Source organism: Streptomyces sp. NPDC043878, from assembly GCF_056435735.1.
Map to the genome: position 1 here is coordinate 53,923 of NZ_JBWKDW010000029.1, position 19,658 is coordinate 73,580.

The 19,658-nt window shown below is 72.8% G+C and carries 22 protein-coding genes; 6 read left to right on the forward strand and 16 right to left on the reverse strand.

The features are described 5' to 3' along the window. Positions 1–62: 62 nt before the first annotated feature. From AC07AZ_RS31865 to AC07AZ_RS31880, 4 genes are read right to left on the reverse strand one after another with little or no spacing between them, the layout of a single operon-like run. Positions 63–830, reverse strand: coding sequence for an SDR family NAD(P)-dependent oxidoreductase (locus tag AC07AZ_RS31865; protein ID WP_478853910.1), 768 nt, complete (start codon positions 828–830; stop codon positions 63–65). Beyond that, positions 827–1,366: a nuclear transport factor 2 family protein gene (locus tag AC07AZ_RS31870; protein WP_478853912.1), complete on the reverse strand. Its 540-nt coding sequence runs from the start codon at positions 1,364–1,366 to the stop codon at positions 827–829. The genes AC07AZ_RS31865 and AC07AZ_RS31870 overlap by 4 nt, the downstream gene beginning before the upstream one ends. Beyond that, a complete protein-coding gene (locus AC07AZ_RS31875) occupies positions 1,363–2,541 on the reverse strand; it encodes an acyl-CoA dehydrogenase family protein (RefSeq protein ID WP_478853914.1) in 1,179 nt (392 codons plus the stop codon). The genes AC07AZ_RS31870 and AC07AZ_RS31875 overlap by 4 nt, the downstream gene beginning before the upstream one ends. A 43-nt stretch (positions 2,542–2,584) precedes the next feature. Then, positions 2,585–3,703, reverse strand: a complete 1,119-nt coding sequence (locus tag AC07AZ_RS31880) for an acyl-CoA dehydrogenase family protein (RefSeq protein ID WP_478853916.1) — start codon at positions 3,701–3,703, stop codon at positions 2,585–2,587. 121 nt (positions 3,704–3,824) lie between these two features. Between AC07AZ_RS31880 and AC07AZ_RS31885 the strand changes: the two genes are divergently transcribed. Both AC07AZ_RS31885 and AC07AZ_RS31890 read left to right on the forward strand, forming a co-directional pair. Then, positions 3,825–4,646: an enoyl-CoA hydratase/isomerase family protein gene (locus AC07AZ_RS31885; protein ID WP_478853918.1), complete on the forward strand. Its 822-nt coding sequence runs from the start codon at positions 3,825–3,827 to the stop codon at positions 4,644–4,646. Between the two features lie 53 nt (positions 4,647–4,699). Continuing rightward, positions 4,700–5,200 (forward strand): MaoC family dehydratase, encoded by a 501-nt coding sequence (locus AC07AZ_RS31890; protein WP_478853920.1) that lies wholly within the window; start codon positions 4,700–4,702, stop codon positions 5,198–5,200. On the opposite strand, the gene AC07AZ_RS31895 is transcribed toward AC07AZ_RS31890, so the two are convergent. Together AC07AZ_RS31895 and AC07AZ_RS31900 are read right to left on the reverse strand one after the other, a co-directional pair. After that, positions 5,179–6,591 (reverse strand): family 1 glycosylhydrolase, encoded by a 1,413-nt coding sequence (locus AC07AZ_RS31895; protein ID WP_478853922.1) that lies wholly within the window; start codon positions 6,589–6,591, stop codon positions 5,179–5,181. The two genes, AC07AZ_RS31890 and AC07AZ_RS31895, sit on opposite strands and share 22 nt — an antisense overlap. Positions 6,592–6,700: 109 nt before the next feature. Beyond that, a complete protein-coding gene (locus AC07AZ_RS31900) occupies positions 6,701–6,898 on the reverse strand; it encodes a GMC oxidoreductase (RefSeq protein WP_478853924.1) in 198 nt (65 codons plus the stop codon). A gap of 78 nt (positions 6,899–6,976) precedes the next feature. Here AC07AZ_RS31900 and AC07AZ_RS31905 point away from each other — a divergent pair, with 78 nt between their 5' ends. Beyond that, a complete protein-coding gene (locus AC07AZ_RS31905) occupies positions 6,977–7,099 on the forward strand; it encodes a hypothetical protein (protein WP_478853925.1) in 123 nt (40 codons plus the stop codon). A gap of 66 nt (positions 7,100–7,165) precedes the next feature. On the opposite strand, the gene AC07AZ_RS31910 is transcribed toward AC07AZ_RS31905, so the two are convergent. Further along, entirely contained in the window at positions 7,166–8,032 is an 867-nt protein-coding gene (locus tag AC07AZ_RS31910; RefSeq protein ID WP_478853927.1) for a crotonase/enoyl-CoA hydratase family protein, read from the reverse strand. Positions 8,033–8,123: 91 nt separating this feature from the next. Here AC07AZ_RS31910 and AC07AZ_RS31915 point away from each other — a divergent pair, with 91 nt between their 5' ends. From AC07AZ_RS31915 to AC07AZ_RS31925, 3 genes are read left to right on the forward strand one after another with little or no spacing between them, the layout of a single operon-like run. Further along, on the forward strand, positions 8,124–8,918 hold the full coding sequence (locus AC07AZ_RS31915) for an enoyl-CoA hydratase/isomerase family protein (protein ID WP_478853929.1): 795 nt from the start codon (positions 8,124–8,126) through the stop codon (positions 8,916–8,918). A gap of 45 nt (positions 8,919–8,963) precedes the next feature. Beyond that, positions 8,964–10,115, forward strand: a complete 1,152-nt coding sequence (locus AC07AZ_RS31920; RefSeq protein WP_478853931.1) for an acyl-CoA dehydrogenase family protein — start codon at positions 8,964–8,966, stop codon at positions 10,113–10,115. Next, on the forward strand, positions 10,112–11,134 hold the full coding sequence (locus AC07AZ_RS31925; protein ID WP_478853933.1) for a TIGR03617 family F420-dependent LLM class oxidoreductase: 1,023 nt from the start codon (positions 10,112–10,114) through the stop codon (positions 11,132–11,134). The genes AC07AZ_RS31920 and AC07AZ_RS31925 overlap by 4 nt, the downstream gene beginning before the upstream one ends. Before the next feature lie 35 nt (positions 11,135–11,169). Here the strand turns inward: AC07AZ_RS31925 and AC07AZ_RS31930 are convergent, their stop codons facing one another. The 9 genes from AC07AZ_RS31930 to AC07AZ_RS31970 form a co-directional block, all read right to left on the reverse strand. Continuing rightward, positions 11,170–11,952: a FadR/GntR family transcriptional regulator gene (locus AC07AZ_RS31930; RefSeq protein ID WP_478853938.1), complete on the reverse strand. Its 783-nt coding sequence runs from the start codon at positions 11,950–11,952 to the stop codon at positions 11,170–11,172. Positions 11,953–12,042: 90 nt separating this feature from the next. Continuing rightward, positions 12,043–12,639, reverse strand: coding sequence for a GTP-binding protein (locus AC07AZ_RS31935; protein WP_478853940.1), 597 nt, complete (start codon positions 12,637–12,639; stop codon positions 12,043–12,045). Beyond that, positions 12,620–12,988 (reverse strand): DUF742 domain-containing protein, encoded by a 369-nt coding sequence (locus AC07AZ_RS31940; protein ID WP_478854036.1) that lies wholly within the window; start codon positions 12,986–12,988, stop codon positions 12,620–12,622. The genes AC07AZ_RS31935 and AC07AZ_RS31940 overlap by 20 nt, the downstream gene beginning before the upstream one ends. Positions 12,989–13,005: 17 nt before the next feature. Then, positions 13,006–13,440 (reverse strand): roadblock/LC7 domain-containing protein, encoded by a 435-nt coding sequence (locus AC07AZ_RS31945; protein ID WP_478853942.1) that lies wholly within the window; start codon positions 13,438–13,440, stop codon positions 13,006–13,008. A 2-nt stretch (positions 13,441–13,442) separates the two neighbouring features. Next, positions 13,443–14,717: a sensor histidine kinase gene (locus AC07AZ_RS31950; RefSeq protein WP_478853944.1), complete on the reverse strand. Its 1,275-nt coding sequence runs from the start codon at positions 14,715–14,717 to the stop codon at positions 13,443–13,445. Positions 14,718–14,748: 31 nt separating this feature from the next. Then, positions 14,749–15,147, reverse strand: a complete 399-nt coding sequence (locus tag AC07AZ_RS31955; RefSeq protein WP_478853946.1) for a Zn-ribbon domain-containing OB-fold protein — start codon at positions 15,145–15,147, stop codon at positions 14,749–14,751. Continuing rightward, positions 15,144–16,298 carry a thiolase family protein gene (locus AC07AZ_RS31960; protein ID WP_478853948.1) on the reverse strand — a complete coding sequence of 385 codons (1,155 nt, stop codon included), beginning with the start codon at positions 16,296–16,298 and terminating at the stop codon, positions 15,144–15,146. The genes AC07AZ_RS31955 and AC07AZ_RS31960 overlap by 4 nt, the downstream gene beginning before the upstream one ends. A 12-nt stretch (positions 16,299–16,310) precedes the next feature. Further along, a complete protein-coding gene (locus AC07AZ_RS31965; protein ID WP_478853950.1) occupies positions 16,311–17,942 on the reverse strand; it encodes an AMP-binding protein in 1,632 nt (543 codons plus the stop codon). 148 nt (positions 17,943–18,090) lie between these two features. Further along, complete coding sequence (locus AC07AZ_RS31970; RefSeq protein ID WP_478853952.1) at positions 18,091–19,581, reverse strand: aldehyde dehydrogenase family protein; 1,491 nt, start codon at positions 19,579–19,581, stop codon at positions 18,091–18,093. Positions 19,582–19,658: the final 77 nt, after the last annotated feature.

Genomic DNA, 19,658 nt, shown 5'->3' on the forward strand with positions numbered 1-19,658 from the left:
CCGGCCGTCACCCCGGCCGCCTCACCCAGCCCACCCCGCCCGCCTCACCCGCCTCACCCGCCTCACCCGAGGAGCGTTCGCCCGCCCTCCAGCATCAGGGTCGCGCCGGTCAGGTAGGTCATGTCGTCGCTGACCAGCGCGGCCACCGCCCGGCCGATGTCCGTCTCCGGGTCGCCCATCCGGCCCAGCGGGATGGCGGCCAGGACGCGTTCGGCCTTCTCCGGGTTGGCGCTGAGGTACTCCTCGGCCGCCGGGCTCAGCGCCGCCGGACAGACGACGTTCACGCGGATGCCGTACGCCCCCCACTCCCGCGCGGCGACCCGGGTGAGCCCGCGGACGGCCTCTTTGGCCATCGCGTAGGCCGCGAAGGTCACCTCGCCCTGCACGGCGGCCGAGGAACCGAGGTTCACCACGCTGCCGCGGCTGGCCCGCAGGTGTGGCAGGGCCGCCTGCATGGCATGGAAGGCGGCCAACGGCCCGCTGCGGTAGGTGAGTTCGACGTCGTCGTACGAGGTCGCCTCCAGCCGCCGCTGCACGGAGCTCTGCGCGTTGTTGACGAGCACGTCCAGCCCGCCGAACTCCGCCACCGTCTCGGCCACCATGCGGTCGACGTCGTCGCGTTCGCCGACGTCCCCGACCACGGTGTGCGCGCGTCCGCCGCGCCCGGTGATCTCCGCGGCGACCTCCTTCAGCTTGCCCTCGGTGCGGCCGGTGACCACCACGGCCGCCCCCTCGGCGGCCAGCGCGAGCGCGATGCCGCGGCCCACGCCCTGTCCGCCGCCGGTGACCAGTGCCGTCCTCCCGGTGAGCCGGGTCCCTCGCCGTGTCACGTCGTCTCCTTCCAGAAGGCCGCCCAGGAGGGAAAGGCGTCCGGGAGCGCCGGTTCACCGGCCCCCTCCCAGCCCTGGAATCCCACCGCCTGCGGGCGCTCGGTCGTGTCGGCCGCGTACCAGTGCTGCTCGCGGCGCCGGGAGAAGTACCACTCGCCGTCCACGCGCGCGTACTCGTCGAGGTAGCGGATGGCCATGACGATCCACCGCTCCCCCACCTCGTGCTCGGCCCGGCAGTACACCGAGCCGGTCGCGGTGTCGCGGCCGGTGAACTCGATGTGGTGGCCGCAGACCTGGTGGACCGACCGGCGAAAACCGCGGACCAGCGGCTCGATGTACGACACCAGTGCCTCCCGGCCGCGGCCCAGGCGCCCCATCTCCACGTCGGGCCGGAAGCAGCCGGCCCAGGCGCCGAGGTCGCGGGCGTCCACGGCGAGGGCGTAGCGGACGGGCAGCTGCTGGATCGCCAGGTGCGACTCGATGCGGTCGACCCGGTCCTCGAGGGACGGCGGGGCGCTCCCGTCGGGCGGCGTCACGGCCGGGGCTCCTTCGGCAGGCCGAGGAGCTGCTCGCCGATGATGTTCCGCTGGATCTCGCTCGACCCGCCGTAGATCGTCTCCGCGAGCGACAGCAGGAACGAGCGCTGCCGCCGGTCCAGGCCGTAGTCCTCGCCGACGATCTGTCCGGCCGGCCCGGCCAGCTCCATCGCCAGGTGGCCGAGTCGCTGGTGGCGGGTGGAGGCGTACAGCTTGGCCGTGGTGGCCTGCGCGCCCGGTGCGCGGCCGGCGGTGAGTTCGCCGAGGGTCCGCAGGTTCGTGGTGCGCATGATGCGTACGGAGATCCAGGCGTCCACGATCCGGCCGCGCAGCATGGGGTCCTCCAACGCGCCCCGCCGCCGGGCCAGTTCGACCAGCGCCTCCGCCTCCCGCTCGAACCCGAGCTGCTGGGGCAGCAGGGTCGTGCCGCGTTCGATGCCGAGGGTGGCCATCGCGGTGCCCCAGCCCCCGCCGACCTCGCCGACGACCATGTCCGCGCCGGTGCGCGCGCCGGAGAGGAAGACCTCGGCGAACTCGTCCTGGCCGGCGAGGTTGCGGATGGGCCGGATCTCCACGCCCGGCTGGCGGGCCGGGACGAGCAGCATGGTCAGCCCCTTGTGCCGGCGGGATTCGGGGTCGGTGCGGGTGAGGACGTAGAGCCAGTCGGCGTGCAGGCCGAAGGACGTCCACACTTTCTGTCCGTCGATCACCCACTGGTCGCCGTCCAGCACGGCCCGGGTGCGGACCGAGGCCAGGTCGGAGCCGGCGCCCGGTTCGCTGAAGCCCTGGCCCCACAGTTCCTCGACGGCGAGGATCGGCGGCAGGAACCGCTTGCGCTGCGCCTCGCTGCCCGTCTTCAGGAGCATGGGCCCCAGCAGGTCGAGGGCGTTGCCGGTGGCCCGGTAGGGGGCGTCGGCCCGCGCGTACTCGTACTCGAAGACGATCTCCTCGACGAGACCGAGGCCGCGGCCGCCGTACTCCCGCGGCCAGCCGACGCCCAGCCAGTTCCCGGCGGACAGCTCCCGGTCCCAGGCGAGGCGGACCTCCCAGGCGGCGCCGTCGGTGGGGCCGCCGACGCCCCGGTGCTCGGCGAACTCCCCCACGAGGTGGTCCGCCAGCCAGTCCCGCAGCTCCTGGCGGAACTCGTGTACGACGGGCCCGAAGTCGAGCTCCATGCCGGCTCCTTCACTAACGGTCGGGCGGTTCGGGCGATGAGGTTCAGATGCCGAGCCGGGTGGCGAGCAGTTCCCGGTGGTACGACGGCGGTCCGAGGAGCGCCTCGGAGCTCTTGGCGCGCTTGAAGTACAGGTGGGCCGGGTGTTCCCAGGTGAAGCCGATGCCGCCGTGCACCTGGATGTTGTCGCCGGCGACCCTGGTGAACGCCTCCGAGCAGAAGGTCTGGGCGAGGGCCGCCGCCATGGCGATCTCCGTCTCGTCGCCGTCATCCAGCGCCCACAGTCCTCCGTACGCCGCCGAGCGGGCGGACTCGATCTCCACCAGCATGTCGGCGCACTTGTGCTTGATCCCCTGGAACGAGCCGATGGCCCGGCCGTACTGGACGCGGATGCGGGCGTAGCCCACCGCGGCCTCCAGGGCGGCGGCGGCTCCGCCGGTCTGTTCGGCGGCCAGCAGGACGGAGGCGGTGGCGAGGGTGCGCTCCAGGGCGGGCCAGGCGGTGCCCTCGGCGCCCAGGAGCCGGGCGGGCGTGTCCGTGAACCGGACGCTCGCCTGCTTGCGGGTCTGGTCCAGGGTGGGCAGCGGGGTGCGGACCAGGCCGGGCGCGTCGGCGCCGACGGCGAACAGGCCGATGCCCGAGGGGGTACGCGCGGCCACCAGCAGCAGGTCGGCGAGGTGGCCGTCGGGGACGTAGGTCTTGACGCCGGTCAGGCGCCAGCCGTCGGTCCCCTCGGTGGCCGGGAGGCCGATGCCGCGCTCGTCCCAGCGGCCGGCGTCCTCGGTGAGGGCCAGCGTGGCCACCGTCGAGCCGGCGGCGATGCCCGGCAGCAGGTCGGCCCGGGCCCGCTCGTCGCCGCAGCGCAGCAGCGCCTCGGCGGCCAGCGCCACGGTGGCGAAGTACGGTCCGCCCAGCAGGGCGCGGCCCGCCTCCTCGAAGACGATGCCGAGCTCGACGTAGCCGAATCCGGAGCCGCCGTACTCCTCCGGTATCGCGAGGCCCTGGAGGCCGAGTTCGGCGGCCATGCGCCGCCAGACGACGAGGTCGTAGCCGCGCGGGTCGGCGGCCAGCCGGCGCACGTCCGGCTCGCCGGAGTACTTGCCGAGGAAGGACCGCACGACCTTGCGCAGTTCGTCCTGCTCCTCGCTGAAGGTGAGATCCATGCCGGGCTTCCCGTCCTGAGTGTGGCCCGCTCGCCAGTCCGCCGGTCGGGCGGCTTGTCGACCCGCCCTCGATACAGTTAGATAATTATAGTATCCACACTGAATGCACCAGGAGCGTGACGTGACCGATCTCTACGACCAGTTCACGAGCCTGACCTTCGAGCGGCCCGCACCCGGCGTGCTCCGCCTCGTGCTCGACGCCCCGAACCTCAACGCCGTGGACCCCCGGATGCACGGGGAACTGGCCGACGTCTGGCCGGTGATCGACCGCGACCAGCAGACCCGCGCGGTGATCGTCCAGGGCGCGGGCAAGGCGTTCTCGGCCGGCGGGACCTTCGACTCCATCGAGGCCATGACCGAGGACCACGCGGTCCGCGCCCGGGTGATGCGCGAGGCCAGGGACATGGTCTACGGGGTGATGAACTGCTCCAAGCCGGTGGTCTCCGCGATCCACGGTCCGGCGGTCGGCGCGGGACTGGTCATCGGTCTGCTCGCGGACATCTCGATCGCCGCCCGCACGGCGAAGATCGTCGACGGCCACACCCGGCTCGGCGTCGCGGCCGGTGACCACGCGGCCATCTGCTGGCCGCTGCTGTGCGGCATGGCGAAGGCCAAGTACTACCTGCTGACCTGCGAGGTGCTCACCGGTGAGGAGGCCGAGCGGATCGGCCTGGTCTCCCGGTGCGTGGACGCCGGCGAGGAGCACGCCGAGGCGCTGCGGGTGGCCACCGCGCTGGCCGCCGGCCCCGCCAGCGCCCTCAGCTGGACCAAGCGCTCGCTCAACCACTGGTACCGCTCGGCCCAGCCGATCTTCGAGGCCTCGCTGGGCCTGGAGTTCTTCGGTTTCGCCGGACACGAGGTCGTCGAGGGACTGGCCGCCCACCGCGAGAAGCGCGCCCCGGACTTCGAGGGCGTCGGCGAGAAGCACCCGATCGACCTGTGACGCCCCGGCCCACGCCCCGACCACCCACGCCCCGGCCCACGAAAGGCACCGCCATGACGACCGAGCACACCGTCACCGACGTACCCCCGCTGGTGCGGGGGCTGACCTATGAGGACATGCCGGTCGGGCAGGTCTTCCGGACCGCCCGCCGTACCGTCACCGAGACCGACCTGGTCAACTTCGTCACCTGGGGCGGGTTCACCGAACCGCTGTTCTGGGACGCCTCGCACGCCGCGGAGGGCGGCTACACCGGTCGGCTGGTGCCGGGCGGGCTGACCTACTGCCTGGCGGAGGGGCTCGTGCTCCAGACGAACGTGCTGCACGGCACCGGTCTGGCGTTCCTGCACATGGAGCTGAGCGTGCGGGGGCCGGTGTACGTCGGCGACACGGTGTACGCCGTCGTGGAGACCACCGGCAACCGTCCCTCCAGCAAGCCCGGCCGGGGCGTGGTGACCAGCCGGATCACCGTCCGCAACCAGCGGGACGAGGAGGTCCTCGTGTACACGCCGGTCCGGCTGATCCGGGGCCGGGACTACGGGGCCGGGACGCCCTGAGCCCGGGACGCGGCGGTCGGCACCAGGGTCAGCCGGCCCGCGGGCCCGGTCACCACGGCGTCCGCGAACGCTCCCCCGTGCACCCAGTCCGAGGGGATCGCGGGGCGCGGCGGGGCCTCGTGGTCCGGGACCGCCATCGCGTACAGCCGGGTGTAGCGGAACTTGGCCTCCAGGTTGTCCAGCACCGACCAGTACTCGTAGCCGCACACCTCCACCCCGGCGTCGACCAGTCCGGCCAGCCAGGACAGCCGGGCGCGCAGCAGGGCCCGCCGCCGGTCGTCGTCGCTGTGGCCGCTCTCGTCGACGAGGTCCAGGTCGGCCATGCCGTTGTCGATGACGGACAGCGGCGGCAGCAGGTCCCCGTACAGGTCGTGCAGGCCGGCGACGGCGTCGGCGAGGCCCTCGGGGATGATCGGCCAGCCGTACGCCGTGGTCTCCACGTCGTCGAAGGGGACGACGGCGAAGCCGAGGCCGACGAGCAGCCGGTTCACCTCGTTCAGGGCGCTGAGACAGCGCGTGGTCGGCAGCACCCGGGGCAGGTTCTCCGGCGCGGTGACGCGGAACGGAGTGTGCCAGGACAGGCCCAGCAGGTCCTGGTGCGTGGCGATGGTCTCCAGGTCCCCGGGGTGTACGCAGCCGGTGGCCTCGACGGGTGAGACGTCGTCCTCGGTGACCATGTGCTCACCCAGCAGCAGCGGGTCGAGGAAGAGCCGGTTGGTCCAGCTCTCGACCCGTTCCACGGCGAGGCGGTCGTAGGGGTCCTCGGTGGCCGGGTAGCCGCCGACGAGGGTCACCGTGGTGCCGGTCCGGCCGCGCGCGCCGACCCCCCTGAGCGCCTGCACGGCGAGCCCGTTGGCCAGCAGGATGTGGTGGACCGAGGCCAGCCCGGCCAGGCCGATGCCCCGGCGGGGCGGGTACATCCCGGCCACGTGCTCGGCGAGGGTGGGGCCGGCCAGGTCGGTGGAGGTGATCCAGCGCTCCACCCGGTCGCCGAGGCGGCGGCCCAGTTCGGCGGCGTACGCGCCGAAGTGCTCGGCGGTGTCGCGGTCCAGCCAGCCCCCGGCGGCGTCCAGCCAGGGCGGGAGGTTGCGGTCGAGCAGGGTCACCGCGGGTCGTACGCCGTCCGCGAGCAGGGCGTCGAGCGCGCGGTCGCAGCGGTCCAGCGCCACCGGGTCCCAGGTGCCGGGGCCCTCGGGCTGGAGCTGCGGCCAGCCGGCGACCATCCGGTGCGTGTCGGCGGTGACGCCGAACAGCTGCCGCATGTCCTCGGTCCACTGCCGGAAGTGGCCGCCGCGTTGCGACGGGGATGCCGGCGGGGCCGCGAGTGCGTCCGCGGTGGCGACACCCCAGTCGACTCCGGGGAGGGGATCGTGCAGGAAACCATCGCTCATGGTTGCCGTCCAGGCGGTAAATGGTTCAGCGCATTCAACTGAATGCCCGCCGTCCGGACGCTAACAGTTCAAACAAACCACGACAATGTTTCGGCCAGATCTCCTGAAATCAGGCGGTTCCGAGAACGAGATCCGCCGCCCGCCATGCCATGGCCATGACCGGCGCGTTCAGGTTGCCGGACACCATGGCGGGCATGATCGAGCAGTCCACGGCCCGTAGGCCGTCGAGCCCGCGGACACGGGCTGTCCTCGGCGTCGGGGCGCGGGACGTAGCCGAGGCCCACCAGCCCGGGCGCCCGCTCCACACCGGTCTTCCTGCCGCGGATCTCCGGGGTCGGTGGCACCGGCGCGATCAGCAGCCGCGCGCTTGCCGAAACCCTTGGGCATGCCGATCAGCGGGGTGCTGTCCCGGCCGCCCGCCCCGATCGGCAGCACGCTCGTGCGCGCGTCCGCGGAGAGGCGGTTGGCCGGCACGCACCCCGCCGACCCGGCTCCCACCACGATGTAGCCGTACGTCGTCATCCCGTCCCCCTGCGTGTCGGTGTCCCGTGCTCCATGGCGTGCCCGGGCGGTGCTACTCGCCGAGGGGACGGAACTCCTCCTCCCGCCACCAGGGATAGACGGCCGGCATGTCCTTGCTGACCAGGCCCGGGAACGCGGGCGGTCGCTTGGCGAGGAACGACTCGACGCCCTCGGTGGGGTCGGGGCCGCCGCCGATCTGGCTCATGATCCGCGAGTCGAGGCGGTGCGCCGCCATGGGGTGGGGCTCGCCGAGCATCCGCCACATCATCTGCCGGGACAGGGCGACCGACACGGCGGAGGTGTTCGCGGCGATCTCCCGGGCGAGTTCGTAGGCCGCGGGCAGGAGGTCGCCGGGCGCGTGGACCGAGCGCACCAGCCCGGCCGCGAGGGCCTCGTCGGGGCCGAAGAGCCTGCCGGTGGCCACCCACTCCATCGCCCGCTGCATGCCCACCGCGCGCGGCAGGAACCAGCTCGCGGCGGACTCGGGCACGATGCCGCGGCGGGCGAAGACGAACCCGAACTTCGCCGAGGTCGACGCCAGCCGGATGTCCATGGGCAGGGTCATGCTGGCTCCGACACCGGCGGCCGGCCCGTTGACCGCCCCGATCACCGGCTTGGTGCAGGCGAAGATCCGCAGCGCGACCCGGCCGCCGGTGTCCCGGTGCCAGGCGCCCGCCGTACGGTGGTCGAAGGCGGACCGGCCGGCGCTGACGTCGGCGCCCGCGCAGAACCCGCGCCCCGCACCGGTCACCACGATCACCCGCACCTCGTCGTCGGCGTCGGCCGCGTCCAGCACGTCGAGCAGGTCCCGCATCATCTGCGGGCCGAACGCGTTCAGCTTCTCCGGCCGGTCGAGGGTGACGGTGAGGATCCGGTCCTTCACCTCCGCACGCACGGTTTCGTAGGTACGACTCGACATGGCGCGTCCTCCGTCACTCGGCTACCCGGTTCTCAGAAAGCTTAATTAGTTATAGCATTCAACTCTACTGACTGATTTATGATCGTGATCGATGGCGGTGGAGATGGCGGACCTGGTGGAAACGGATCTCGTGGTGACGGCGGTCGGACCGGTCAGGCTGGTCGAACTGAACCGTCCGGAGCAGCTCAACTCGATGAGCGAGGAGCTGCATTCCTCTCTCGCCTCGGTCTGGGACGAGCTCGCCGCCGACCCGCGGGCACGGGCCGTGGTGCTCACCGGGCGCGGCCGGGCGTTCAGCGCCGGCGGCAACTTCGACATCATGACCCGGGTCCAGCGCGACAGCGTCTTCCGGCAGCAGAACGTCGACGAGGCCCGCAGGATCATCACCGGCATGGTCCGCTGCCCACTGCCGGTGATCGCGGCGGTCAACGGGCCCGCCGTGGGCCTCGGTTGCAGCCTGGCCCTGCTCAGCGACCTGGTGCTGGTCGCCGACGACACCTACCTCGCCGACCCGCACGTCCAGGTGGGCCTGGTCGCGGGCGACGGCGGCGCCCTCGTGCTGCCGCTGCTCGTCGGGCTGACCCGCGCGAAGGAACTGCTGTTCCTGGGCGAGCGGGTGAGCGCCGAGGACGCGGTCCGGCTCGGGGTCGCCAACCGCGCCGTCCCCAAGGACAAGCTCCTGGACGAGGCCATGGACCTGGCCGGACGGCTGGCGGCCCTTCCGGCACAGGCGCTGCGCGAGACGAAGCGGGCGGTGAACCTGCACCTGGAGCAGGCCCTGGCCACCGTGCTGGAACCGGCCCTGCTCGCCGAGCGGGACAGCATGCACACCGCCGACCACATCGCCGCCGTCGAGAAGATCATCGCCGCGCGCGGTCGTCGCTGAGCGGCAAGCCGGGCGGAAGCCGGGCAGGAAGAGGAGGACCGAGGCATGGACTTCGCGTTCAGCGACGAGCAGGAGGAACTACGGCGCACGGTCCGGGCGTTCCTCGCCGCCACCTCACCCGAGACCGAGGTACGGCGGCTGATGGAGACCCCGGAGGGCTTCGACCGGACGCTGTGGCACCGGATGGGGACGGAGCTCGGCCTCCAGGGCCTTGCCGTCCCCGAGGAGTACGGCGGCGCCGGCTGCGGGCCGGTCGAGACGGGCGTGGTCATGGAGGAGGCGGGCCGGGCGCTGCTGTGCGCCCCCTTCCTCGCCTCGGCGGTCCTGGCGACCACCACCCTGCTGCGCTCGGCCGACGAGGACGCCCGCAAACGGCTGCTGCCGGCGCTGGCCGCCGGCGAACTGGTGGCCACCCTCGCCCTCACCGAGGACTCCGCCCGCTGGGACCGGCAGGGCGTCACGCTCACCGCCCGCCCCTCGGACGGCGACTGGCTGCTGGACGGGCACAAGACGTTCGTCCTCGACGGAGCCGCCGCCGACGTCGTCCTCACCGTGGCCCGCACCGGCGACGGGGGCATCGGCGTGTTCCGGGTGGACGGCGACGCGCCGGGCCTCACCCGCCGGCCGCTGCCGACGCTGGACCCGACCCGCCGCCAGGCACGGCTGGAGTACACGGCCGTACCGGCGACCCGGCTGCGCACGCACGGCGACGGCGACGGCTGGGACCTGGTGTCGCAGGTGCTCGACCGGGCCGCGGTCGCCCTGGCCGCCGAGCAGGTCGGGGTGGCCGCACGCGCCCTGGACACCGCCGTGGAATACGCCAAGGTACGACGGCAGTTCGGCCGGCCCATCGGCTCCTTCCAGGCCGTCAAGCACCTGCTGGCCGACGTCCTGCTCGAAGTGGAGTCGGCGCGCGCCGCCGCCCACTACGCGCTGCTCGCGGCGGAGAACGAGGACCCGCAGCTGCCCGCCGTGGCGAGCCTCGCCACGGCGTTCTGCTCCGACGCCTGCCTCCGGGCGACCGAGGAGAACATCCAGGTGCACGGCGGCATCGGCTTCACCTGGGAACACCCGGCCCACCTGTACCTGAAGCGGGCGAGGACGTCGCAGCTGCTGTTCGGCGATCCCGCGTACCACCGGGAACGGCTCGCCCGGCACATCGGACTGGACACGCACACGGTCGAGGGAGTGGCATGAAGGTCGACGGCAAACTGAACGTCTGGGGCACCGCCGAGGTGGTCGAGGAGGCCCGGCACCACGAGAAGGCCGGCTACGACGGCCTGTGGGCCTCGGAGTCCAAGCACGACCCCTTCCTGCCGCTGCTGCTGGCCGCCGAGCACACCGACCGGCTGGAGGTGGGCACGGCCATCGCGGTCGCCTTCGCCCGCTCCCCCATGCAGCTCGCGTACACCGCGCACGACCTGCAGAGCTACTCCGGCGGACGCTTCTCGCTCGGCCTCGGCAGCCAGATCAAACCGCACATCGAGCGCCGCTTCGCGATGCCGTGGAGCCGGCCGGCGGCCCGCATGCGGGAGTACGTCGGCGCGCTGCACGCCATCTGGGACGCCTGGAACGAGGGCGCGAAGCTCGACTTCCGCGGCGACTTCTACACGCACACGCTGATGTCCCCCTTCTTCTCGCCCCCGCCCGCGCCGGGCGGGGCGCCGAAGGTGTTCGTGGCCGCCGTCGGGGAGGCGATGACCAAGGTGGCGGGCGAGGTGGCGGACGGGCTGCTCGCGCACGGCTTCACCACCGAGCGGTACCTGCGGGAGGTGACCCTGCCGACCCTGGAGGCGGGCCTCACGGCCTCCGGCCGCACCCGCGGCGACTTCTCCGTCTCACACCTGCTGCTGACCGCGACCGGCCGCACCGAGGAGGAACTGGCCCGCGCGATCGACGGCACCCGCCGCCAGATCGCCTTCTACGGCAGCACCCCCGCCTACCGCGGGGTGCTGGAGCTGCACGGCTGGGGCGAACTCGGCGACGAGCTCAACGCGTTGTCGAAGTCCGCGCGCGAGGACAAGTGGGAGGCGATGGGCCGGCTCGTCGACGACGAGGTCCTGCACGCCTTCGCGGTCGTGGCCGAACCGGACCGGGTGGCCGCCGAGATCCGCGGCAGGTACGGGGCGCTGGTGGACCGGGTCTCCTTCTACACCGCGTACGAGATCGACGCCGCGGTGTGGGAGCCCATCGTGCGGGAGCTGCACGGCAGTTGAGAGCGGGGACGTGACCCCGGCCCCCGGGGCCGGGGTCAGCCCAGCAGGTCCAGGACGGTGGTCATGGACTTGTTCCGCAGCAGGTAGTCCTCCGCCTCCTGGAGGTGGACGCGCCACAGGTCCTCGGCGTCCTCGGTCCGGCGCGCGGCGACCAGCTCGACGAGGGCCACATGGGCGCGGAATCCCCGCCGGTTGGCCCGGAGGTTCTCGGGGCTGCCGGCGTCGAGGTCGACATGGGACCAGTTGGCCTGGTCGATGATGTGCCGGACCATGCCGTTGAGGACGGTCAGAGTCTGGTTGGCGGCCAGCTCGACGACCAGGGCGTGGAACTCCATGTGGGCCCGGATGAACGCCGACGGGTCGTCCATCAGCCCCTCCGCCTCGGCGACGGCGGCCCGCAGCCGCCGCAGGTCCTCCCCGGTGCGCCGCTCGGCCAGCAGCCCGGCGCAGGGCGCCTCGATCACCGTACGGGCGTCGTAGACGTCCTTGAGGGTCGTGCCCCGGTACTCCAGGACGACCCCCGCGTAGCGGGCGGCCACCGTGCCCTCCGGGACCTGCACCCGCGCCCCGCCCCGGGCGCCCCGGCGCACGCTGATCAGGGACTCCGACTCCAGCACCCGGAACGCCTCGCGCAGGGTCGGCCGGGACACGGCGAACTCCTCCATGAGGGCCGTCTCGGAGGGCAGCGCGTCGCCCTCGGCGAGTTCGCCGCGCACGATCATCCGGCGCAGCCGTGCCGCGACCAGCTCGGCCATCTTGGGCACCCGCACCTGGACGCCGCCGCCCCGCCCACCGCCCTGTCCACCCGTCGCACGCATCGCGGGGCCCACCTCCGTCCGGCCCGCGGGCGGGACACGTGGCCCCGTCCGTCGAGTGGACCCCACTCTACAACTAGATAACTCTTTCAACTAGGTCAACGAGTTCGTCGTGATGAGGTGTTCGGCCAGCGCCAGCAGCAGGTCGCGGCCGACTGACCGTTCCCGCATGTCGCCCATCAGCAGCGGGACTTCGAGATCGAGGTCGAGCGCCTCGCGCACCTCCCGCTCGGCGCGGTCCCGGTGGCCGTAGAAGCAGTTGACCCCGACGACGAACGGGATACGGCGGCTCTCGAAGAAGTCGATGGACGCGAAGCTGGTCTCCAGGCGCCGGGTGTCGGCGAGGACGACCGCGCCGAGGGCGCCCTGCACGAGGTCGTTCCACATGAACCAGAAGCGTTCCTGGCCCGGCGTGCCGAACAGGTAGACCACCAGCTGGGGATTGACCATGATCCGGCCGAAGTCCATGGCCACCGTGGTGGTGGACTTCCGTTCGATGCCCGCGACGTCGTCGACGCCGACACTCGCCACGGTCAGGTACTCCTCGGTGCGCAGCGGCGGCACCTCGCTCACCGCCCCGGCCAGGGTCGTCTTGCCCACGCCGAAACCGCCGGCCACGAGGATCTTGACGGCCGCGGGGGCCGTGCCGGTGGGGGTGCGTTCGATGAGGTCAGAGTCTGCGAAGTCCATCCCTCACCGCCCGAAGTAGGTTCATGTCCCAGTTGCTTCCTGCCGCTACGGCGAGCGGCGGACGGGTGGTCGCCCTGCCCAGGGCGACCAGGTCGTCGATCAGGATCTTCGTCACCGACACCGGCAGGTCCAGTTCGGCGGCGATCTCGGCCACCGCCGCGGGCGCCCGGCACTGCCGCAGGATCGAGCGGTGCTCTGGCTGGAGACCGCGGGAGCCCGCCCGGGCGGGCTCGGGCTCGACGGTGGAGACCAGCGTGATCAGGGTGAGGTCGTCGCGGGCCGGCGCGGTCCGGCCCTGCGTGATCGTGTAGGGCCGGACGGACAGTGCTTCCGCGTCACCGGGTTCCATGCCGTCCGTCCAGTGGCTCACTCACGCACACCGCCCTCGCCGACGGGCGTCACGACGCGCGCTTCGCTGCCGAGGCGCTGCCCCACCTGCTGCATCAGCGTGTGCATGGCCACCGCCATCAGTTCGGCGTCGACCTCCTGGGACGCCACGACGGCCAGATGCGTGCCCCGGCCGGCCGCGGAGACGAACAGCCACAGCTCGGCCAGCTCCACGATCACCTGGTGCACCGGGCCGCCGCCGAACAGTGTGCCGACCCCGCGGGCGAGGCTCTGCTGGCCGGTGGCCACGGCGGCCAGCCGCTCCGCGTCGCCGCGGGCGATGGTGCCGGACTGGCTCACCACCAGACCGTCGTCGGACAGCACGATGGCGTGCCGGGTGCCCGGCACCTGCTCCACCAGGCCGTCCAGCAGCCAGTCGAGATCCTGATGAGTGGCGGTCGTTCGCAGTGTCATGGTCAGTCTTCCGTCGGGAACCGTCTGCGGGTCGGCAGGCCCTCCGCGGGGCCGTGGCCTGCCGTGGGTGTCGTACGCCGCGCCATCCGGGACTGGCGCTGGAAGGCGCCGACCGTGGCGCCGGAGCGGACCGGGGCGGGCCGGGGCACCGGCGGCTCACCGTCGCCGCGCGCCCCGGTGCCCGCGCCGGGGTCCCGCAGTTCGTCGACCAGGCTGGCCTGGCGCACCCGCTTGGGCAGCGGCCGCACCGTCCCCGGCCCGGGGTCGCCGGGCGCGGTGCCGGGCCGAACCGGCTCGGGCGGCCGCGGCACCCCGTGCGGGCGCGGCGGACCGGTCCGGGCGCCGTCCGGCGGACCGGCGGCGGAGACCGGGTGCCGGGTGCCGTCCGGCGGACCGGCGGCGGAGACCGGGTGCCGGGTGCCCGCGGGGGGCCCGTGCCCCGGAGTGAATCCGTACCCGGTGCCGTGCCGGGTCCCGCCGTGGCCGGTGCCGTGCCCGGCCGCGTGACCGGCGCCTTGCCCGTTTCCGTGACCGGTCGCGGGTCCGGTGCCGTGCCCGGGGAAGGTCATGAGCCGCGCGTCCGGTCCGGTCCGCGCGTCCGGTACGGCGGGGTCGGGCGACGGCGGCCACGAGGCGACGGCGACGGCAGGGCCGTTCGCGGCCGGCTCGGCGACGTCGACGACCAGTTCGTCGGGGACCAGGACGACCACCCGGGTGCCGCCGAAGGCGGAGGGCCGCAGTTCCACGTGGATGCCCAGGCCCTGGGCCAGCCGGGCGACCACGTACAGCCCGAGCCGGACGTCCTCGGCCCGGGACATGACGTCCATCCGCGGCGGTTCGGCCATCAGCCGGTTGATCGCCTCGTACTGCTCGGCGGGCATGCCCACACCGCGGTCCTCGATCTCCACCGCGAGCCCGCGCCCCACGCGGGCTGCGTACACCTCCACCGGGGTGGGCGGCCTGGAGAACCCGACCGCGTTCTCCATGAGTTCGGCCAGCACGTGGATCACCAGTCCGACCGCGCGCTCCGACAGCCACACCCGGCTCTCCACCTCGATCTGGATGCGCCGGTAGTCCTGCACCTCGCTCTGGGCGGAGCGCAGCACGTCCAGCAGCAGCACCGGCTTGCGCCAGCGTCGCTGCGGCTGGCCGCCGCCGAGGATCACCAGGTTCTCCTCGTAGCGTCGCAGGCGGGCGGTCAGGTGGTCGAGGTCGAACAGGCCCTCCAGGACCTCCGGGTCCTCGTGTCTGCGTTCGAGTTCGCTGAGCTTCTTCATCTGGAGCCCGGTGCCAGCGCGCTGAAGCGTGTCAGTTCTCGGGCACGAAGTACGGCAGCGTGATCCGGTCGGTGAGGGACCGGAAGTCGACGCGCACCCGCATACCGATGGCGACGTCGTCCGGGTCGCCGGCGTCGACGTGGGACAGCAGGGCGCCCCCGTCGTCCAGGTCGACGACGGCGAGCGCGAAGGGCCCCTCGAAGCCCGGGCCGGGCGCCCTGTGCACCACGGTCACCGTGTAGACGGTGCCCCGCCCGGTGCTCGGCGCGTACCGCCAGTCGCCTGACATGCACCCGGGGCAGGCCGGTTCGGGGACGAAGAACCGCAGGCCGCAGGAGACGCACTGGGGGACGACCAGGTCGCCGCGTCGCGCGGCCGCCCAGAACGGCTCCGACAGAACGGTGGGCTGCGGGACGGGCCTGGCGCTCATCGCATCCTCCCCAGCACGCTCATCTCGTAGTGCTGCGCGCCCGATCCGGCGTTGCCCACCACCGCCAGCTCCGCGCCCGGCACCTGGTGCACGGCGCTGCCGCGCAACTGCCTCACCGCTTCCACGACTTTGAGGGTCATCTGCTGCGTCCCGTTCCACGCGTAGGCCAGACAGCCACCGTCCGGGTTGACCGGATGCTTGCCGTCCACGGCGATGGCGCCACTGGCGGCCAGCGGTCCTCCCTCGCCCTCGCCGCACAGGCCGAGGATCTCCAACTGCCGGATGATCTCGAAGGAGTTGGGGTCGTACAGGGAGAAGACGTCCACGTCCTGCGGGCTGATCCGGGCCATCGCGTAGGCGCGGCGGGCCGCGTCCCGGCCCAGGCCGCCGACCTCCCGGTGCAGTGCGGGGTTGGCGTAGGCGGCCTGGTGGTACTCCATCGCGCCGCCGAGCACGGCGACGGCTGTGCCCGGCAGGTCGCGGGCCCGTTCGGCGGTGGTCACCACGAGCGCCGCCCCGCCCTCGCCGACGATGCAGCAGTCCAGCAGATGGAAGGGCGTGGCCACCATGCGGGAGGCGAGCACGTCGTCGGCCGTGTAGGGGCCGCGGCCGTACATCATGGCCTCGGGGTTGGTGGTGCCGTTGTTGCGGACGGTGGCGGCGACCTCGGCGAGCTGGCGGGAGGTGGTCCCGTACTCGTGCATGTGCCGGGCGGCCACCAGCGCGAACTGGGCGACCACATAGCTGCCCCACACGTCGGCGAACTCCAGCGGCACCCCGGCCCCGACCGGGCCCGTCCCGCGCGAGACCAGCTTGCAGCCGCCGACCACGACGGTGTCGGCGAATCCGGCCCGGACCGCCGCCGCCGCCTTCAGCAGGCCCCGGGAGCCCGCGTTGTCGAGCATGGAGTCGCTGGTCCAGCGCAGGTCGCGGCCGAGCATCCGGGCCCAGGAGCTGCCCTCGCCGGGCACACCGCCCGGTCCGGGCCAGTCGACCTGGGCGCCGTCGACGTCCGACGGCCGAAGGCCGGCGTCCTCGATCGCGCCGCGCACCGCTTCGAGCGCGAGGTCCATGGCGTCACGGTCGGGGAGTCTCAGCGCCTGTTCGGTGGCGTGCACTCCCACGACGACCGGCTGACGGGGATCTGGCATCTCCCGGCCCCCTCAGCGCCCGGCACCGAGTGTGGCGCCGCCCGGATACCCGCCGCCGCCGAACCGCTCGTCGAGCGCCTCGTAGTCCTTGGCGAAGTCCTTGGTGCGCGGCAGCGCCTCGACGAACTCCACCGTCTTCGGCTTCTTGTACGAGGCGATCCGCGCCCGGCAGTGCTCGATGACGTCCTCGGCGGTGAGCGGGCCGGCGCCCGGGCCGAGCACCACGACGGCCTTCACGTCCTGCGCCCAGCGTTCGTTGGGCACGCCGATCACCGCGGCCTCCCTGACGTCCGGGTGGGACTCGATGCAGTTCTCCACCTCGGCGGGGAAGATGTTCTCGGCCGCCGACTTGAGCATGCGGGTGGTCGTCCCGAGGAAGCTGATCGTGCCGTCGCTCTCGCGGCGGCCGAGGTCGGTGGTGTGCCACCAGCCGAAGCGGAAGCGCTCCGCGTTGATCTCCGGCCGGTTCCAGTAGCCGAGGTGCACCAGGTCGCCGCGGACGCAGATCTCGCCGGCCACCCCGGTCGCGCACTCCGTGCCGGTGCCGTCCAGGACGCGGACGGCGGTGAAGGGTCCCGGCCGGCCCGCGTTGCCGGTGCCGGTGCCGCCGTAGGCACCGGTCACGGCGAACCCGGTGACCTCGGTCTGTCCGTAACCGCGGCCCTCGCCGCCGCCGTTGCGGGTGAAGCGGCTCTGGTCGGTGGGTACGGTGCCCTGCCACAGGGGCGCGGCCACGCTCGCCCGCAGACGGGACAGGTCGTGGCCCGCCTCGCGGTTGAGGGCGACCAGTTGCGCGATGGTCGGGGGCATCAGGTAGGCGTGGGTGCACTGTTCCGCCGCCAGCAGCGGCAGCAGTTCCTCGGCGACGACCCGGCGGACGACGACGTTCTTGCCGCCGTGCACGAAGGCCGGGACGCCCCAGAACTGGTAGTTGCCGATGTGGAACATCGGACCGGCGCCGAGGAAGGCCGTCTCCCGGCCGATGTCGCCCATCCAGGCGGCGCTCGCGCCCATGGCGAGCAGGTTGCGGTGCGAGAGCATCGAACCGGACTGCCGTCCGGAGATCGCCGCGGTGTAGATGACCAGGAGCGCGGAGTCGGGGTCGACGTCCGCGGCCGGGTCCTCGGGGGAACCTGAGGCGAGGAACGACTCGTAGGTGCCGGGCCCCTCGGACGGCCCGGAGCCCTCGGCCGCCGCGCCCTCGGTGTCGTGCCGCAGCCACAGTGCGCGGTGGTCGTCGCCGAGTTCGGCGCGTGCCTTGCGGACCGTGTCGCCGATCTCCTCGTCCTGCCAGATCACCACGCGGGGGTCGAAGTCCTCGACCGCGAAGGCCATTTCGGGGGCGGCCCAGCGCCAGTAGCCCGGGCAGACCATGGCCCCGACCTTGGCGGCGGCGCCGAGCAGCTCCCAGATGCGGAAGGAGTTCTGCCCCAGCCACAGGATGCGGTCGCCGGCACCGACGCCCGCGTCCGTCAGGGCGTTGGCCAGCCGGTTGGTGCGCTCGTCCAGCTGCGGCCAGGTCGTCCTGACCTCGCCGTCGACCAGGGCGACACCGTCGGGGAAGGACCGCCGGTGCTCACGGATGAGGTCGCCGAACGTCAGCCGGCGGGCGCGGGGGTCCGGTCCCCCGGGAGAACTCAGCATGCTGTCTGCTCCAAAAAGCTCGGAAGGCGCGAAGGCTGCGAAGGCTGTGAGCAGTGCGAGGACTGCGAGGAGTGCGACGGCCGCGAGGGCCGCGAGGCCGTGGAAGCTGTGCGAGCTGCCGCGAAGAGGCGGCCAGGGCCCGGCGGCGTCAGACGCGCCCGATGCCGACGCCCTTGACGTTGACGAACTCCTCCAGGCCGGCCCGGCCGCCCTCCCGGCCGAAGCCGCTGATGCCGACGCCGCCGAAGGGCGTGGCCGGCGAGGTGATCGGGTTCGGGCCCGGGTTGACGTAGACGGTGCCCGCCCGCAGCCTCGGCACCAGGCGGTTGACGCGGGTGATGTCACGGGACTGGATGTAGGCGGACAGGCCGTACTCGGTGTCGTTGGCCAGGGCGACCGCCTCCTCCTCCGTGTCGAAGGGGGTGAGGGCCAGGACCGGGCCGAAGATCTCCCGCTGGGCGAGGTCGCTGCGGTTGTCGACGTCGGCGAAGACGGTCGGGGTCACGAAGTAGCCGTCGGCGTCGATGCGTTCACCGCCGTACACGAGCCGTCCCGATCCGTCGTGGATCGCCTTGTCCACCACGCCCCGCACCCGGTCGCGGGCGGCGGCGTCGACGAGCGGACCGATGTAGGTCGCCGGGTCGAGCGGGTCGCCGACGGGGAGGTGGGCGACGACACCCGTGACGCGCGCGACGACCTCCTCGTAGACCGGCCGCTCGACCAGCAGCCGGGTCGGCAGTGCGCAGCCCTGGCCGGTGTTGCTCATGGCGAACGCCGCGCAGTAGGGGACGACGGTGTCGAGGTCGGTGTCGGCGAAGAGCAGGTTGGCGGACTTGCCGCCCAGTTCGAAGACCACGGGCTTGAGGCTGAGCGCCGCGTCCGCCATGATGCGGCGCGCGGTGTCGGGGCCGCCGGTGAAGGAGATCTTGTCGACGCCGGGGTGCCGCACCAGGGCCGCGCCGGCGTCGCCGAGTCCGGTGACCACGTTGACGACGCCCTCGGGGATGCCCGCCTCCAGGGCCAGGTCGGCGAAGAGCAGCGCGGAGAACGGCGTGGACTCGGCCGGTTTGATGACCACGGTGTTGCCGGCCGCGAGCGAGGGCGGGACCTTCATCGCCAGGGACAGCGCGGGCGAGTTCCAGGTGATGATGTGGCCGATGACGCCGTACGGCTCGGCGATGGTGTACTCGACGTTCTCGTGCGGGCTGTAGGCCGCGCCGACCATGCCCTCGATCTTGTCCGCCCAGCCGGCGTAGTACTCGGTCCACTCGGCGACGTGCGGTCCGACGTTGTCGGCCCAGCCGCCGACGCACACGCCGTTCTCCAGCGGGCAGATCGCGGCGAAGTCGTGGATGTGCTCGCGCAGCAGCTGGGCGAAGCGGGTGAGCAGGCGGCGGCGCTCGGCGGGGCGCATGGTGCCCCATACCTCGAACGCCTGCCGGGCGGCGGCCACCGCCCGGTCCACCTCCAGGGCGCCCGCGAGCGGGATGTGCGCCTGGACCAGTCCGGTGGCCGGGTTGCGGTGCTCGTGCACTCCGCCGCTGGCGTCGGTGACGTCCTTGCCGCCGATGACGAGCCGCGGGCGCGGCAGGTCGTGCTCGGCCCTGTCCTGGTGCAGCTTCACGTCGACCGTGACCACGGATGCCTCCTCGAGCCCGTCCCACCTATCTCGCTTAAATAGCTAACCTATTTATCCAGTACAGTCAATGCTAGTGG